The following is a 15,997-nucleotide window of genomic DNA, read 5'->3' on the forward strand; positions in this document are numbered from 1 at the left end:
GTCAAACCCCCGAGCCCCGGAGTCCTGCGGTACACACATAATCACAGTCAATTCCCTCCGAACGTGCCCAACGTGGCCTTCGGAGGCATCCAACTCTGACCAGCCAAAACATTGTCCGAGGGAAGATAATCCGGCTTTGCACCGCCGTCACAGCCGTTCAACCACAGCACCCGTCGAACCCTTCTTCAGGAATGGAACTGACATGTGCGGAACAGAATCCCGGAAAGAACTGCCCTTGGCTTCCTCAATGGACGGCATGGACGGCATGGACGGCTCCGCCGTCGAGCTCGTTGAGGGCGCAACAACCACCACGGGCCACCACGATCAGGAGGCAGGCCGCGGTCCACATGATGACCACGTGGTGCACAGCCACGGCCAGCACGCCGGGCACAGCACGGCGATGTTCAAGAACAGGTTCTGGCTGACGCTGGCGCTCTCAGTGCCCGTGGTGTATTTCAGCCCGATGTTCGGGCGCCTGCTCGGCTACATGCCGCCCGGGTTTCCGGGCGCGGCCTGGATCCCGCCAGTCCTGGGCACGGTGATCTTTGTCTACGGCGGTATGCCGTTCCTGCGGGGCGGACTGCATGAGCTGAAAGCCCGGCAACCGGGGATGATGCTGCTGATCGGCATGGCCATCAGCGTCGCATTCGCCGCTTCCTGGGTCACCAGCCTGGGGATCGGAGGGTTCGACCTGGACTTCTGGTGGGAGCTGGCCCTGCTGGTGGCCATCATGCTGCTGGGCCACTGGATCGAAATGCGCGCCCTTGGCTCCGCCCGGGGAGCCCTCGATGCCCTCGCGGCACTGCTGCCCGACGAAGCCGAACGCATCACCGAAGCAGGCACGGAAACCGTTGGCGTCACTGAACTCCAGATCGGCGACACGCTCCTGGTCCGTTCCGGCGCCCGGATGCCGGCGGACGGCATTGTGGTCGACGGCGCGGCAGAGTTCGATGAATCGATGATCACCGGCGAGTCCAAGACGGTGCCCCACTCCCCCGGCGACCAGGTCGTGGCCGGCACTGTCGCGACAGACAATACCGTCCGGGTCCGGGTCACCGCCGTCGGCGCCCCCGGGTTCGTCCAGGACACGACCGGGCAACCCTCGGATCCATGCCCCGGCAACTGCCACAGCATCCAGGCCACGACGGCGTGCTGCACACTGTCAGCAACGGCCGGCTCCCTGACCGCACCGCTCCCCGGCACCACGATGTTCGGTGCCGTTCCCGCCGCCGATCCCCCAGGCTCGCTCCCGCCGCGATATTCCTACCTTCCCGGAAGCCCGTCGCCGGGTGAGTTGTCCATCAGTCGGACGTAAACCGGAGCGCCCTGAGGATTCGAAGCGCGCACGACCACACGCCCCAATCCCGGCGCGTCCCCCGCATCCAAATGATGCACACTCTCCCCCGGCGGTGCCTTGCGGCCCCCTGATATTTTTCGAAGGAACGGTTTTTCATGATCAAGAAGTTTCTGCCCCTTTCCGCCACCGCGATCGCTGCGGCAATCGCGCTGGCCGGCTGCACCACCGGAACCGGACCCGGTTCCTCCGGCACGTCCATGCCAAACATGGATCACGGCAGCTCCAGCGCCGCCCCGGCCAGGAGCACTCCGGCGTCTGCCGCGGATCACAACGCCGCCGACGTCATGTTCGCCTGGATTATGATCCCCCACCACGCCCAGGCGGTGGAGATGAGCGACGTGATGCTGGCCAAGAAAGACATCCCCGCGGACGTGACTGCCCTCGCCACCAGGATCAAGGCCGCGCAGGGACCGGAGATCGATACGATGACCGGCTGGCTCAAGAGCTGGAACGAGTCCATGCAGGAGCCCAACGCCCATGACATGTCCACCCAGGGCACGGGCGGCATGGACGGCAGCGAAGCGGCCAAGCTCTTCCTTAACCAGATGATCGTCCACCACGAAGGCGCCATCGTCCTGGTCAAAAACGAAAGCACTGCCGGGAAAAACCCCGAGGCCGTCAAACTCGGCCAGGCCATCGTGACCGCACAGGAAGCAGAAATACAGGAAATGCGGGCCATGCTGGCCAGGCTCTGACGTCACCAGGCTTTCCCCCCGGCCGGCACCGTTGCCCTACGGTGCCGGCCGTCCTGTCCTGCCCAACAAATGCGGGCTTCCCCGTCCATGGTCAGTAACAGCAGTATCGTTCCAAAAGTTGGGGGACTAACCTAATGCCAGATGGCCCGCTCAGCGGCCCGTCACGTCTCTACCTTGGAGTTCCGCCATGCCGCTGCGCAGCTTCTCCCGCCGCACCCGTTCATTCCCCGATCACACACAGTCCCGTCAGAAACGACGCAGGCGACGACTCCGGGCAACGGGCATTGCCGCGCTGACAATACTCGGGTTGGTGCTTGGGTCAACCTCGGCCAACCTCATCATGGAAAGTGTTGAACGCCCCAATACTGTGCCGTATGGGGAGAAAATCCAGATCGCCCAAGGGACCATCAACGTCGCCCGAACCGGAAAGACCGGCCCGACCCTGGTGCTGCTCAGCGGATTGGGCACGCCGGCGCCGGCGCTGGACTTTGCCCCGCTGATCAGGGAATTGGCCGGATACCGGGTCGTCGTTGTAGAGGGGTTCGGCTACGGCTTCAGCGATATGACCGCCAGACCGCGGACCATCGAGAACATCTCCGAGGAACTGCATGAGGTGCTCGCCAAACTCGCCGTCGATGTTCCCTACGTCCTTGTCGGTCACTCGATCGCAGGCTTCACCACTCTTCACTACGCCAACAAATACCCGGAAGAAGTATCCGGGGTTATCGGGATCGACCCCACGGTACCCGCTGCCACGACTGCCACGGCCGAAGCTCCTGCACCCGCCGACATGCCTGTGTCAGGCAACTTCTGGGAACGGATTCCTTCGACCACCGGCTTGGTCCGCTGGGCCGGCGCTCTTGGTCTCGCAGACCCGGCAGGCGACGGCTATACGACGACGGAACGCGACGAAATGCGCAAGTTGCTGAGCTGGAACTTTGGCAACGCGGCACTGACCGACGAAACGAACCGAATCGGGGAGAACGCCCAGAAGCTCCAGAACCTCAGCTACCCCGAGGCTCTTCCCGTGCTGGAGTTTCTGTCCCAGGAAACCATGAACCAGCAACCGGAATGGCTCCCGGCGCATGAACGCCGACTGCTCAACGTCAAGCACCATGAGCTGGTCATTCTCGACGGCCCGCACTACCTGCACTGGACCCAGTCCAGGGCCATGGTGGAAAAGATCCATGAGTTCCTGAACCACGGCAGCAGGGAGCCCTAGCTTCGGAGACCCGGCTGAGCAGACCAGGCTCAGCTCCCGCTTTGGACGAAGACCTCAACCGCCACAACATGCGCTTCGGTCAGGCCTTCAGCCGTCAGGGGCCGCACCAGCAGTACCTGCCGCCGGAATCCGCGCGCCCACTCGCGGGCGTCCGGTCCAAGGACGTCATCAATCCACACGACCGAGTCCCAGGTGGCCTCGCCCGAAAGTTCCATCCTGGCCAGCCACCGGGTCACCGGCCGGAGCTTCGGTGTAGGTGACTCGGATTCGTCCAGGGCACGTGCGGGCAATGGCACTCGTAACGTTTCGTTCCCCAGCCGCAACTGGGATTCGAGCCCGGCGGTCTGCTCGGCCGGCCACGTCGATACCCAAGCGATCCTGCCGAACACCGCGAGCCTATTGACCAAGGCAATTTTCGCGTCCGAGAGCACGAGCTCCAGTGAGCCGTCGGGGCTTGCCACCCGGGCACGTGGGTTGAGGACCCCGTCAATGTCGAGAAGGATCAACGGCTTCATAGTCGCGTCAGGCATCACCCGATGGTCGCTGCTTCCTCCAGCGTATGCGGTTCGAAATGCTCCAGCATTTCCCGCATGGCCTCGTATCCCTGGACGAACGCGGCTGAGGCCCGCCAGCGTTCAGTCTGCTCGAGCGACTCCCACGGGCCGGTGCTGATGAACCTGTTGGGAACGTCGCGATCGCGCATCAGAACTGCCTTTGCCGCGGGAAATTCTTCTTGGGTCCTGCTGGCAAGGCTGCGCCAGGCCTGCACAAAATCGTCCTCCCTGCCGGGTTTAACCAACCAGATTCCGAGCGTGTAAACAGACATCGCCAACGCCTCCAATCACGTACGGGGTGGGATAGTCCCGATTATCGTCCGGTTGAGCGAAGCAGGGTAGGGCCGATGGTCATGGGGCCTGCTCCCTTGCGCCCTTACGGCCCCCATCCGGCCCCCATCCGGCCCCCTCCCGGCTCCCCGGACGGTCAGGAACCGTCATAGGCGGCCTGGAGTTCGGCGATCTCGAGCTTCCTCATGCCCAGCATCGCCTGCATGGCCCGCTGCGCCCCCTCCTGGTCCGGACCTCCCAGCAATTGGCTCAGGACGGACGGCACAACCTGCCACGAAACCCCGAACTTGTCCTTGAGCCAGCCGCATTGACTCTCCGAGCCACCCGCCGTCAGCGCCGACCAGTAGCGGTCCACTTCCTCCTGCGAAGAGCAGTCGATCACGAAGGAAACCGCCTCGCTGAAGGAGAATGCCGGGCCTCCGTTAAGCGCAAGGAACTTCCGGCCCTCAATCTCGAATTCGACCGTCATGACCTGTCCCGCGGGGCCGGGGCCGTCGCCGCCATAGCGTGCCGTGTTGAGAATTTTGGAGCCGTCAAAAACCGAGACGTAGAAGTCGGCGGCTTCCTCGGCCTGGGTGTCGAACCACAGGCAGGTGGTGATCTTTTGGCTCACGTTGGTCCCTCATCTCACTGGCTGCGCCGGAAACGGCTCCCGACGGCGATCCTTTGGTTGCGTTTGCGAGCCTAGCCGGGCGTGATTCCGGACACAATGGCGCGGCCGCGGCATCCGGTGTCACGTCGCCGCCGCCTCCCCGGCGGGAAAGGGATCCGGGCCTGGTTATCATCGAGTATGTCCGTCCCTGAAGCCCTTCTCCAGTTCGCCGTGGTCGCTGCCCTGCTGACCGTGATTCCCGGGCTCGACACCGTGCTGGTTCTCCGCACAGCGATCAGCCGGGGGCGCGGTCCGGCTTTTGCGACGGCGGCGGGAATCTGCACCGGCACGGTGGCGTGGGGCGTTGCGGCCGCGCTGGGTGCGTCCGCGCTCCTGGCTGCCTCTGAAACGGCCTTCACGGTGTTGAAGATCGCGGGCGCCTGCTACATGGCATTTCTCGGAATCTCGATGTTCATCAGGACCTTCAGAAGAGGACCGGCAATGCCCACGGAACCGGTGCAGGCTGCCGGAAGCGGACGGGCGCCCTTTCTGACAGGCGTGACAACGAGTCTGCTGAATCCCAAAGTGGGCGTTTTCTACATGGCCATGATCCCGCAGTTCCTGCCGCAGGATGTCCCGCCCCTCTTAATGGGGGTCCTGCTGCCTCTCGTGCACAACGTGGAGGGCATGCTCTGGTTCGCGGGAATCATCGTGGCCACCCACTATGCCCGGCGCTGGCTGCAGTCCGCGGCGGTGGGCAAAGCCACGGACCGTATTGCCGGCGTCGTACTTGTGGCCTTTGCCGCGAAGATCGCGGCCAGCAGGGCCTGACTGCTACCGCGGCAACTGGCTGACCAGGCCCACGGTGTTGCCCTCGCTGTCACGGATGAATGCCATCCATTCATCCGTCCCGTCCGGGCCCAGCCGGTCATTTGTGTGGCTGAAGATCACCTGTGGTTCGGCCACGATCTCCACTCCCCTGTTCCGGAGCTCGGTCACGGAGTCCCTGACGTCGGGAACCGCCAGGTAGACCAGGGACGACGGCGCCCCGGACTCCAGCAGCAGCCGGACGCCGTCCAGGTCAAAGAACAGGAGTCCGGGCGGGTCGAACACTGCCCGGGCCTCGGCGCCGAGCAGCGCGGTGTAGAACCCTGCCGCCCGCTGCAGGTCACTGGCATGTTGCGCAATCTGGACTAGTCTCATGCTGCCGTCCGGGGTGTAGTAACGGAAACGCGATGTGCCGGGAAACGGCCCGGTCACAGTGTACGGCCGCTGCGGGCCATCGCGTCAGGCGGTCATGCCAGGTCGTAGCAACGAAAATCCTTTACTACTCTGGAGGCATGCCTTCCCGCACCGACACCGCCCCCGTCCGCGCAGCCGCCAGGAGTTCCGTGGCTATTGCCGCCCTCGCCGACGCGGCACTGATCCTTACCTTCGCCGCCATCGGCCGGGACGCCCACCAGCGCGGGGATGTGATCGCCGGAGTCCTCCTGACAGCCTGGCCGTTCCTGGCGGGAGCGGCCATAGCCTGGCTTGGGCTGCGGTTGTGGCGCGCGCCGTTGCGCGTCTGGCCGGCGGGGGTCAGCGTGTGGATCGGAGCTGTGGCCCTGGGCATGCTGCTCCGTGCTTTGACCGGCCAGACGGTGGTAGTGCCGTTCGTCCTTGTGGCGTTGCTCAGCCTGGGCGTGTTCCTCCTCGGCTACCGGCTCATCGTGGCCGGATTCCGGCGGCTGGCAGGGCACCGGCAGCGCCGCTGAAGCACCCTGATGTACTAGGCTGGCAACAGACAGCAACGCCTGCCGTTTCCGCAACGGCGCACCCGATCCGAAAGGTCAAGAGTGATCACCGCATTCGTCCTGATCAAGACAGACGCCTCGCGCATTCCGGAAACGGCAGAGGAGATTTCGGCGATTCCGGGCATCAGCGAGGTCTACTCCGTGACCGGGGAATGGGACCTGATTGCTGTTGCGCGGGTGGCGAAGCATGATGAGCTGGCGGACGTCATCGCGGACAAGCTGTCCAAGGTCCCTGCCGTTGTGCACACCACAACGCACATCGCCTTCCGCGCTTACTCCCAGCACGACCTCGATGCGGCCTTCGCCCTCGGTTTCGAGCAGTAAGGCCGGGCACAGCGCCTAGCCCTGGGTCAGGGCCACCCACTTTTCCAGAACGGCAGCTGCGGCGCCGGAGTCAATGGACTCTTCAGCGCGCTTCAACGCTGCCGCCATGCGGTCCGTCAGCGGACCCTCGGCCCGGACATCGAACGCCACCAGTCCTGCGGCGGCGTTCAGCAGGACGGCGTCGCGGGCCGCTCCGGCCGCTCCGGCCAGAACATCACGCACGACGGCGGCATTCGCTGCGGCGTCACCGCCACGAAGCTCCTCCACCGTCGCCGGACGGATGCCCAGCGCCTGCGGATCAAAGGCCTGTTCGCTGACTTCCCCGTTCCTGATCTCCCAGACCGTGGACGGCCCGGTCGTTGTCAGCTCGTCCAGTCCGTCGCTTCCCCTGAAGACCAGTCCGCGGCTTCCGCGCTTGGCAAGCACTCCGGCAACCAGGGGCGCCATCCGTGCGTTGGCAACACCAACTGCTGAGGCCTGCACCCGAGCGGGGTTGGTCAGCGGTCCGAGGAAGTTGAACGCCGTGGGTATGGCAAGTTCGCGGCGGGGCACGGCGGTGTGCCGGAAGGAGGGATGGAACACCTGGGCGAAACAGAAGGTGATTCCGGCCTCTTCGGCGTTCCGTGCGACGCGATCGATGGGGAGGTCCAGCCGTACGCCCAGGGCTTCCAGGACGTCCGCTGAGCCCGACGACGACGAGGAGGCCCGGTTACCGTGCTTGACCACCTTCGCACCGGCTCCCGCACAGACAAGCGCCGCCATGGTGGAGATGTTAACCGTATTGAGCTGGTCGCCGCCGGTGCCCACGATGTCTAGCTTCTCGCCGCCGATGTCCACGGGGTTTGCGTGGGCCAGCATCGCTTCGACAAGGCCGGCAATCTCATCCACCGTCTCGCCCTTCGCGCGCAGCGCCACGAGGAATCCGGCAATCTGGGCGGGCGTGGCTTCGCCGGACATGATCGTGTCCATCGCCCACTCCGTGTTGTCAGCCGTGAGGTCCGCGCCGTTGATCAGAGCCGAAATGAGCCGCGGCCAGGTGTTGCCGGCCGGCTGTGCTGATGCCTGTGAAGTCACCTCCTGATGCTATCGAGGCACCCGCCCTGATGACCAATGTGAACCGGCCCGGGAACTTTTCCGCGCGAATTCGCGTCTTTGTAGAAAAAGTCCCTGCAAAAGGCGGTTTGCATTGGGCAGGAGGAACTTTTACAGACATAATGTCTATGTGACATCTGCGACCCATGCCCCCAGTACCCCGGCGCACCCGACGCTGAACCGCCCGAATATGGTTTCCGTAGGAACCGTTGTTTGGCTGTCCAGTGAGTTGATGTTCTTCGCCGGTCTCTTCGCCATGTACTTCACACTCCGTTCGACTTCCGGACAGATGTGGGCTGAAGAGACAGCTAAGCTCAACTTCCCCTTTGCGCTCGTAAACACGATCGTCCTCGTGGCAAGTTCATTCACTTGCCAGATGGGCGTCTTCGCCGCTGAGCGGCTCCAGCCGCGCCGCGCCGGCGGCCCCCTTGCATTCACGCGTTGGGGGATGAACGAATGGTTCACCCTGACGTTCATCATGGGTGCCTTCTTCGTTGCCGGCCAGGCAACTGAATACGCCATGCTCGTTTCGGAGCATGTGTCGCTTTCGTCGAATGCGTACGGCTCGGCCTTCTACATGACCACCGGCTTCCACGGCCTGCACGTCATCGGCGGCCTCATCGCCTTCCTCTTCATCATCGGCCGTTCGTTCGCCGCCAAGAAGTTTGGTCACTTCGAAGCCACGTCCGCGATTGTCACCTCGTACTACTGGCACTTTGTCGACGTCGTGTGGATCGGCCTCTTCCTGGTCATCTACGTCCTCAGGTAGCCCTGACTTGACTCTTTTTCTACAAGAGGCAGAATTTCAAGAAGCGGCTCCCGGAGCCGACGCACGATCGAATAAAGGAACCACCACGTGAAGGCACTCTCGCAGAAGCGACGTCACCCACTGGCAGCCATTGCGCTGCTGCTGATGGGCCTCCTCCTCACTGGTGGGCTGTACGCCGTTGCCACCACCGTCAACGAGGCCAAGGCTTCCACCACCAGCTTCAGTGCGAACGACGCTGAAGAGGGCGGGAAGCTTTTCGCCGCCAACTGCGCAACCTGCCACGGCATGGGTGCGAGCGGAACCCAGGACGGACCCTCACTTGTAGGCGTCGGTGCTGCCGCCGTTGACTTCCAGGTAGGCACCGGGCGCATGCCCATGCAGATGAATGGCCCGCAGGCTTACAAGAAGCCTGCACAGTTCAACGATGAACAGACCCACCAGCTGTCCGCTTACGTCGCTTCGCTCGGGCCCGGCCCGTCCATCCCCGAAGAGCACCTTCTGGACGCACAGGGCAACGCCGCAGAAGGCGGCGAGCTCTTCCGCGTGAACTGCGCCATGTGCCACAACGCAGCAGCAGCCGGCGGTGCACTGACCCGGGGCAAGTTCGCTCCCGCCCTCGCGGACGTTTCCGAGAAGCACATCTACGAAGCAATGGCCACCGGACCGCAGAACATGCCCGTCTTCAACGACGCCAACGTCTCCCCCGAAGGCAAGCGCGACATCATTACCTTCCTGAAGCAGATTGAAGCCAATGGCTCACCCGGCGGTGCCGACCTCGGTGCAATAGGGCCCGTTTCAGAAGGTCTCTTTGTCTGGATCGCCGGCCTGGGCGTCATTATCGCCTTCACCATCTGGCTGACCTCCCGGACGTCCTAGCAGCCGTCCGGCAACTGTAAGAACTCCTGCTGACGAGTCAGCAGTATGGAATTGAAAACTAACCCGGCATTGGCCGGGACGAGAGAAGGATGAGGCGAATTATGGGCAACCATAGTGACGGCAGTCCGAGCCACTCGGGCACCGTAGCTACGGCTGGTCAGAATGAGGTGGAGAAGTTCCAGGATCCTGGACTTCCTCCGCATCGTTTGCGCCTGGCCGACACGGACCCGAAGGCCGCAAAACGTGCAGAACGGCAGGTTGCCATTCTCTTCGGCAGCTCCATTGTCGGCACCCTAATCTTCCTGGTGGCGTACTTCGCCATCGATCTTGGACCCGGCTCCACGATCGCCACCATCCGGCTGCAGAACGCCCTGCTGGGCATCGGCACCGCCTTTGCCATGCTTGGCATCGGCACCGGCATCGTCCACTGGGCCAAGGCCCTTATGCCGGACCACGAGGTGTCGGAAGAGCGCCACCCCATCCGCACCGAAGAGGACCGCCAGGCGGCAGTCCGCATCGTGGATGACATCGTGGAGGAAACCGGGATCAAGCGCCGGCCGCTGATCCGCAACACCCTCCTCGGCGCCGTCGCTTTGGCTCCGCTCCCGGCCCTCGCCGTCTTCGGCGACCTCGGTCCCCGGCCGGACGACAAACTGGCGCACACCATGTGGGCCCCGCAGGAAGGCAAGCTCAAGCGCCTTACCCGCGACCCCGACGGCACGCCCATCAAGGCCTCTGACGTCACTATCGGTTCGGCGTTCCACGTGATTCCGGAAGGTCTCAACGAACTCCATGAAGGCAAGCTGAACGAAAAGGCCAAGGCCGTCGTCCTGCTGATGCGCCTGAACCCCGAGTCCCTGAAGCCCTCTGCGGGCCGCGAGGACTGGAGCTACAACGGCATCGTTGCCTACTCGAAGATCTGCACCCACGTTGGTTGCCCTGTTGCCCTGTACGAGCAGCAGACCCACCACCTGCTGTGCCCGTGCCACCAGTCGACCTTTGACCTGACCCAGGAATGCAAGGTTATCTTTGGCCCGGCCAGCCGGCCTCTCCCCCAGCTGCCCATCGCAGTTGACGCCGAGGGCTACCTGGTCGCGACCAGCGACTTCAAAGAACCCGTAGGACCGAGTTACTGGGAGCGTGATGAGCATGAGCGCAAATTCAACAGCTAATGCCCCCGCCTTCGTCGCCAAAACCAAGGGCGGCCGCATTACCGACTTCGTTGACCAGCGCGTCGGCGGTTCGGGGATGCTTCGCGAATTCGGCCGGAAGGTCTTCCCGGATCACTGGTCCTTCATGTTCGGCGAAGTTGCCCTGTACTCCTTCGTTATCCTGCTGCTCTCCGGCACGTTCCTGACGTTCTTCTTCGATCCGTCCATGGCGGAGACGCACTACGACGGCTCGTACACGCCACTGAAGAACGTCGAAATGTCAGTCGCGTTCAGCTCATCCCTGAACATCTCCTTTGATGTCCGTGGTGGACTGTTCATGCGCCAGGTCCACCACTGGGCAGCCCTGCTCTTCGTCGCGTCCCTCGGTGTTCACATGCTCCGTGTCTTCTTCACGGGTGCCTTCCGCAAGCCCCGCGAAATGAACTGGGTTGTCGGCGGGGTCCTGCTGATCCTGGCCATGGCTGAAGGATTTACCGGTTACTCACTCCCCGATGACCTGCTCTCCGGCAACGGCCTGCGCATCATCGACGGCGTGATCAAGTCCATCCCGGTGATCGGGACGTACATTTCATTCTTCCTGTTCGGCGGGGAATTCCCGGGCACCGTGATTATCGGCCGCCTGTACATGCTGCACATCCTCCTGGTGCCGGCCCTGATCCTGCTGATGATCGTCCTTCACCTGTTCATGGTGGTCGTGCACAAGCACACCCAGTACCCCGGCCCGGGACGCAACGACGGCAACGTCGTCGGCTACCCTCTCGGCCCGGTCTACGCGGCAAAGGCCGGTGGATTCTTCTTCATCGTGTTCGGCGTAGTCGCCCTGATGGCGGCGTTCTTCACGATCAACCCGATCTGGAACTACGGTCCTTACGACCCCTCACCGGTGTCCGCAGGAACCCAGCCTGACTGGTACATCGGCTTTGTGGACGGCGCCTTGCGCCTGATGCCGGGTGTCATTAGCGACTTCCACTTCGAATACATCATCTTCGGGCAGGTCCTCACACTGAACGTCCTGCTCCCGGCGCTCGTGCCGGCCGGCATCATCTTCACCGTGCTGTTCATGTACCCGTGGATCGAACGCTGGATCACCAAGGACGACCGCGAGCACCACGTGCTGGACCGTCCGCGCAATGCGCCGACGCGTACTGCTATCGGTGTAGCCGGCTTCACCTGGTACTGCGTCATGTGGGCGGCTGCTGGCTCGGACCTTATCGCTACGCACTTCCACGTTTCACTGAACGACGTGACGTACTGGCTGCGTGCGCTGTTCTTCATTGGCCCGATCATCGCGTTCGTCGTGACCAAGCGTGTGGCCCTCGCCCTCCAGCGCAAGGACCGCGAAATTGCACTGCACGGCCGCGAAACCGGCCGCATCGTGCGCCTGCCGCACGGTGAGTTCATTGAGGTCCATGCACCGCTGGATGACTACAAGCGCTACAAGCTGGTCGGCTTTGAGTCGCCGGTACCGCTGCCTGCTGTTCCCAACGAACACGGCATCGTGACGCGCAAGGAAAAGCGCCGCGCAGCGCTCTCCCAGTGGTTCTTCGAAGACCGCGTAGCACCCGCTTCGCCCGCTGAACTCGAGGCGGCCCATGGCCACCACGGCCAGCACGAAGCAGTCGAATCGGCCGAGGCCCAGAAGACCCTCAGCCACTAGTTCAAGCGCTACCGAGCAACGCAAAGAGGCCCCGTCCGACAGGACGGGGCCTCTTTGCGTTGCTCCCTACGGGTTTCGGTAGCCTGAGGCGTAATTGCGCGTAGGCCTGACGCCGGGACGCTGCAGCGGGACCCACAGCTTGTAACGGTCCGCACGGTAGTAGGACACCGAGTAGTCCACCATGGACCGGGCCACAAAGGCGTGCCGCTGGATCTTGAGCAGCGGCGATCCGACTTCAACGTTGAGAAGCCGTGCCGTGGACGGTGAGGCTGCGGTGGCCTCGATCATGTCCTCCCCCCACTCCATGACCAGGCCGAACCGTTCGCTCAGGACGTTGTACAGGGATGTCGGAGGTTCGCCGTCGAGCAGCCCGGGAACCCTGTGCGCGGGGATGAAGTTTTCATCCACGCTCATGGGCTCGTTATCTGCCAGGAGAAGACGCCTGAAGCGCACCAGGGGCGTGCCCTCGTCGAGCTGGAGCTCACGGGCCAGGAACGCACTGGCGCTGATCTGCTCGAAACTCAGCACCTTGGCTGCCGGAACCATTCCGCGGCGCTGCATTTCCTCACTGTACGAGGTGAGCTTCACCTGCAGGTCGAGTTTTGGCTTGCGGACGAACGTTCCGAGGCCCACGACCCGTTCGATGACTTCCTCGCCCACGAGTGCGTCGATGGCCTGCCGGACCGTCATACGGGCCAGGCCAAACCTTTCGGCGAGGTCCCGTTCCGAGGGCAGCGAGGATCCGGGCGGGCACGAGGCCGCAATGTGGGCCCGCAGGAGTTCCCTCAGCTGGACGTAGATGGGGACGCCGTTTTCGCGGTCGATCTCCCCCACCATTTTGTTTGCGTCAGAGGCCGCCATGGCAATGCTCCAGAATAACTTTCATGGTTTAAGCGTAGGGCACCGGCGCCGCAGGTCTAGACCACCGCGGCAACAGTTTCAGCGTCGGGTCACGCCGCGGCTACGCTTGATCAGGAATGCAGTCATGACGGCCGAGTCCCGTCGGAACAAAGGAGTCCCGTTGCCAGTGCGTAAGGCAATTGTTCAATCACCCATCGGCTTGCACGCCCGGCCGGCCGCTATCTTTGTTCGGGCTGTCACGGAGTCCGGTCTGCCGGTCAGAATAGGTAAGGACGGAGTTCCACCCGTCGATGCGCGGTCCCTGCTCGAGGTGATGACGGCCGATTTCTACTGTGGCTGCGAAGTGGAACTCTCCGTTGACTCCGAGGCGCTGCCCGCCCGCTATAGCGTTGAATCAGCCGAAGCAGCACTGGAAGGCCTGACGCTGCTGCTGGAGGCAGGCGCGGCCGCCTAAGGCTTCCCTGCGGGCCGCGGCGGGTGCTTCCGGCCCGCCTCGATGGCAACCCGTCCTCAGGGCACCCTGAAGCAACGAAGACGAACACAAAGCAAACGACGGCGGGCCCCACCAAATGGTGGGGCCCGCCGTCATTGTCAGTAGAGCAGGTAAGGCTAGTGGGCGTGATCGCCGCGGCTGTACTCGAAGACCCAGCCAACGAGGGCTATGGTCGCGAGTCCGGCCGCAATGTACACAATCCAGAACCCGACGGCCAGGCCGAGGAAGCCTGCTGCGCAGGAAAGGCCCAGGACCAGCGGCCACCAGCTCCAGGGGCTGAAGTGTCCCTGCTCGCCGGCGCCTTCGTGGATCTCGGCGTCGCTGCGGTCTTCGGGGCGCAGTCCCACGCGCTTGCCGGTGAAGCCGAGGTAGGCGCCAATCATGCCGGCGAGTCCGCCTACAAGCAGGATGCCAAGGATGCCGACCCATTCAGACCAGTGGGTCAGGAATCCGTAAACCACGGAGACCGGTACGAAGAAGAAGGCCCCGGCTCCAAAAATCCATGATTCGATCTTCACTTGGCGGTGTCCTTCTGATCGGCGTTGCCGAGCACGGCTGCTGCCGGTGCCGGTGACTCAACGGTGTGCGACTGGGCAAGCTCCGGGTGGTGGAGATCCAGGGCCGGGCGCTCCGAACGGATGCGCGGCAGCGACGTGAAGTTGTGGCGCGGCGGCGGGCAGGACGTGGCCCACTCCAGCGAAGCACCAAAGCCCCAGGGATCGTCCACCTCGATCTTTTCGTTGCTGCGCCAGGTGATGTAGACGTTCCAGAAGAACGGGATCAGCGAGGCACCCAGCACGAACGAGGAGATCGTGGAGAACTGGTTCATCCAGGTGAAGTTGTCCTGCGGCATGTAGTCGGCGTAGCGGCGGGGCATGCCCTCGACACCCAGCCAGTGCTGGATCAGGAAGGTTCCGTGGAAGCCGAGGAACAGCAACCAGAAGTGGATCTTGCCGAGGCGCTCGTTGAGCATCTTGCCGGTCCACTTCGGCCACCAGAAATAGAAGCCGGCGAACATGGCGAACACCACGGTGCCAAACACCACGTAGTGGAAGTGGGCGACCACGAAGTAGGAGTCCGAGACGTGGAAGTCCAGCGGCGGGGAGGCCAGGATGATGCCGGTCAGGCCGCCGAAGAGGAAGGTCGCCAGAAAGCCGATGCTCCACAGCATGGGTGTCTCAAAGGTGATGGAACCCCGCCACATGGTGCCGATCCAGTTGAAGAACTTCACACCGGTCGGGACCGCGATCAGCATCGTCATGAAGGAGAAGAACGGCAGCAGGACTGAGCCGGTCACGTACATGTGGTGCGCCCACACGGTCACGGACAGCGCCGCGATGGCGATGGTCGCATAGACGAGGCCCTTGTAGCCGAAGATCGGCTTGCGGCTGAAGACCGGGAAGATCTCGGAGACGATGCCGAAGAACGGCAGCGCGATGATGTACACCTCGGGGTGGCCGAAGAACCAGAAGAGGTGCTGCCAGAGGACGGCGCCGCCGTTCTCTGGGTCGAAGATGTGCGCACCGAAGCGGCGGTCGGCGCCGAGGGCGAACAGCGCTGCTGCCAGCGGCGGGAAGGCCATCAGGACCAGGATGGCGGTAACCAGCGTGTTCCAGGTGAAGATCGGCATGCGCCACATGGTCATGCCCGGGGCACGCATGCAGATGATGGTGGTGATGAAGTTGACCGCACCAAGGATGGTGCCGAAGCCGGACAGCGCGAGGCCGAAGACCCAGAGGTCACCGCCGACGCCGGGGCTGAAGGTGGTGTTGGACAGCGGCGCGTAGGCAAACCAGCCGAACGACGCGGCACCCTGCGGGGTGATGAAGCCGGAGACGGCAATCGTGGAACCGAACAGGAAGAACCAGAAAGCAAGCGCGTTCAGTCGCGGGAAGGCCACGTCGGGAGCGCCGATCTGCAGCGGCATGATGACGTTGGCAAAGCCCGCGAACAGCGGGGTGGCAAACATCAGCAGCATCACCGTGCCGTGCATGGTGAACAGCTGGTTGTACTGCTCCTTGGTCTGCAGGATCTGCATGCCCGGTTCGAAGAGCTCGGCGCGGATCAGCAGGGCCATGACGCCGCCGAAGCAGAAGAACACGAAGGACGCGATCAGGTACATGTACCCGATGGTCTTGTGGTCGGTCGAAGTGATCCAGTTGACGACGATGCGTCCCTTGGATTTCGGTACTACGGGCGCCCCAAGGGTCCCGACAGGTGCGGATTGAGTGTAAGTAGCCACGTCG

18 protein-coding genes and 1 pseudogene are annotated in these 15,997 nt (G+C 63.4%); 11 read left to right on the plus strand and 8 right to left on the minus strand.

The features are described 5' to 3' along the window. Positions 1–202 precede the first annotated feature (202 nt). The 3 genes and pseudogenes from CXQ91_RS05545 to CXQ91_RS05555 all read left to right on the plus strand — a co-directional run. Positions 203–1,069: pseudogene (locus CXQ91_RS05545) on the plus strand (heavy metal translocating P-type ATPase); the annotation flags it as partial. A gap of 383 nt (positions 1,070–1,452) precedes the next feature. Then, positions 1,453–2,052: a DUF305 domain-containing protein gene (locus tag CXQ91_RS05550; protein ID WP_104172935.1), complete on the plus strand. Its 600-nt coding sequence runs from the start codon at positions 1,453–1,455 to the stop codon at positions 2,050–2,052. Between the two features lie 310 nt (positions 2,053–2,362). Continuing rightward, positions 2,363–3,274 (plus strand): alpha/beta hydrolase, encoded by a 912-nt coding sequence (locus CXQ91_RS05555; protein ID WP_258073844.1) that lies wholly within the window; start codon positions 2,363–2,365, stop codon positions 3,272–3,274. Between the two features lie 29 nt (positions 3,275–3,303). On the opposite strand, the gene CXQ91_RS05560 is transcribed toward CXQ91_RS05555, so the two are convergent. The 3 genes from CXQ91_RS05560 to CXQ91_RS05570 all read right to left on the minus strand — a co-directional run bounded on the left by CXQ91_RS05560 (position 3,304) and on the right by CXQ91_RS05570 (position 4,732). Then, the gene (locus CXQ91_RS05560; protein ID WP_104172937.1) at positions 3,304–3,804 is read right to left on the minus strand and encodes an HAD domain-containing protein; all 501 of its coding nucleotides are present in this window, start codon (positions 3,802–3,804) and stop codon (positions 3,304–3,306) included. Then, positions 3,804–4,100, minus strand: coding sequence for an antibiotic biosynthesis monooxygenase family protein (locus tag CXQ91_RS05565; RefSeq protein WP_104172938.1), 297 nt, complete (start codon positions 4,098–4,100; stop codon positions 3,804–3,806). The genes CXQ91_RS05560 and CXQ91_RS05565 overlap by 1 nt, the downstream gene beginning before the upstream one ends. A 155-nt stretch (positions 4,101–4,255) precedes the next feature. Further along, a complete protein-coding gene (locus CXQ91_RS05570; RefSeq protein ID WP_104172939.1) occupies positions 4,256–4,732 on the minus strand; it encodes a VOC family protein in 477 nt (158 codons plus the stop codon). 177 nt (positions 4,733–4,909) lie between these two features. Here CXQ91_RS05570 and CXQ91_RS05575 point away from each other — a divergent pair, with 177 nt between their 5' ends. Further along, complete coding sequence (locus CXQ91_RS05575; RefSeq protein ID WP_104172940.1) at positions 4,910–5,542, plus strand: LysE family translocator; 633 nt, start codon at positions 4,910–4,912, stop codon at positions 5,540–5,542. Positions 5,543–5,545: 3 nt separating this feature from the next. Here CXQ91_RS05575 and CXQ91_RS05580 read toward each other — a convergent pair whose 3' ends face one another. Continuing rightward, positions 5,546–5,914: a VOC family protein gene (locus CXQ91_RS05580; protein ID WP_104173179.1), complete on the minus strand. Its 369-nt coding sequence runs from the start codon at positions 5,912–5,914 to the stop codon at positions 5,546–5,548. Between the two features lie 137 nt (positions 5,915–6,051). Here CXQ91_RS05580 and CXQ91_RS05585 point away from each other — a divergent pair, with 137 nt between their 5' ends. Together CXQ91_RS05585 and CXQ91_RS05590 are read left to right on the plus strand one after the other, a co-directional pair. After that, on the plus strand, positions 6,052–6,468 hold the full coding sequence (locus tag CXQ91_RS05585; RefSeq protein ID WP_104172941.1) for a DUF3054 domain-containing protein: 417 nt from the start codon (positions 6,052–6,054) through the stop codon (positions 6,466–6,468). Between the two features lie 81 nt (positions 6,469–6,549). Continuing rightward, positions 6,550–6,831, plus strand: coding sequence for an Lrp/AsnC family transcriptional regulator (locus CXQ91_RS05590; RefSeq protein ID WP_028269180.1), 282 nt, complete (start codon positions 6,550–6,552; stop codon positions 6,829–6,831). A 15-nt stretch (positions 6,832–6,846) separates the two neighbouring features. Here CXQ91_RS05590 and trpD read toward each other — a convergent pair whose 3' ends face one another. Beyond that, entirely contained in the window at positions 6,847–7,905 is a 1,059-nt protein-coding gene (trpD, locus tag CXQ91_RS05595) for an anthranilate phosphoribosyltransferase (protein ID WP_104172942.1), read from the minus strand. A gap of 112 nt (positions 7,906–8,017) precedes the next feature. On the opposite strand from trpD, the gene CXQ91_RS05600 reads away from it, so the two are divergent. The 4 genes from CXQ91_RS05600 (at position 8,018) to CXQ91_RS05615 (ending at position 12,397) form a co-directional block, all read left to right on the plus strand. Then, positions 8,018–8,692, plus strand: coding sequence for a heme-copper oxidase subunit III (locus CXQ91_RS05600; RefSeq protein WP_231510979.1), 675 nt, complete (start codon positions 8,018–8,020; stop codon positions 8,690–8,692). An 87-nt stretch (positions 8,693–8,779) separates the two neighbouring features. Then, positions 8,780–9,568, plus strand: a complete 789-nt coding sequence (locus tag CXQ91_RS05605) for a c-type cytochrome (RefSeq protein WP_104172943.1) — start codon at positions 8,780–8,782, stop codon at positions 9,566–9,568. Between the two features lie 101 nt (positions 9,569–9,669). Then, positions 9,670–10,740, plus strand: coding sequence for a ubiquinol-cytochrome c reductase iron-sulfur subunit (locus CXQ91_RS05610; protein WP_104172944.1), 1,071 nt, complete (start codon positions 9,670–9,672; stop codon positions 10,738–10,740). Further along, entirely contained in the window at positions 10,718–12,397 is a 1,680-nt protein-coding gene (locus CXQ91_RS05615) for a cytochrome bc complex cytochrome b subunit (protein ID WP_104172945.1), read from the plus strand. The genes CXQ91_RS05610 and CXQ91_RS05615 overlap by 23 nt, the downstream gene beginning before the upstream one ends. Before the next feature lie 66 nt (positions 12,398–12,463). On the opposite strand, the gene CXQ91_RS05620 is transcribed toward CXQ91_RS05615, so the two are convergent. Then, positions 12,464–13,258, minus strand: a complete 795-nt coding sequence (locus tag CXQ91_RS05620) for a GntR family transcriptional regulator (RefSeq protein ID WP_104172946.1) — start codon at positions 13,256–13,258, stop codon at positions 12,464–12,466. A gap of 160 nt (positions 13,259–13,418) precedes the next feature. Between CXQ91_RS05620 and CXQ91_RS05625 the strand changes: the two genes are divergently transcribed. Next, a complete protein-coding gene (locus tag CXQ91_RS05625) occupies positions 13,419–13,712 on the plus strand; it encodes an HPr family phosphocarrier protein (RefSeq protein ID WP_181038790.1) in 294 nt (97 codons plus the stop codon). A 155-nt stretch (positions 13,713–13,867) separates the two neighbouring features. Here CXQ91_RS05625 and CXQ91_RS05630 read toward each other — a convergent pair whose 3' ends face one another. Both CXQ91_RS05630 and ctaD read right to left on the minus strand, forming a co-directional pair. Then, a complete protein-coding gene (locus CXQ91_RS05630) occupies positions 13,868–14,269 on the minus strand; it encodes a cytochrome c oxidase subunit 4 (protein WP_104172948.1) in 402 nt (133 codons plus the stop codon). Then, positions 14,266–15,993, minus strand: coding sequence for a cytochrome c oxidase subunit I (gene ctaD, locus CXQ91_RS05635; RefSeq protein WP_104172949.1), 1,728 nt, complete (start codon positions 15,991–15,993; stop codon positions 14,266–14,268). The genes CXQ91_RS05630 and ctaD overlap by 4 nt, the downstream gene beginning before the upstream one ends. Between the last annotated feature and the right edge of the window lie 4 nt (positions 15,994–15,997).

This window comes from Arthrobacter sp. Y81 (assembly GCF_002929335.1).
GTDB lineage: Bacteria > Actinomycetota > Actinomycetes > Actinomycetales > Micrococcaceae > Arthrobacter.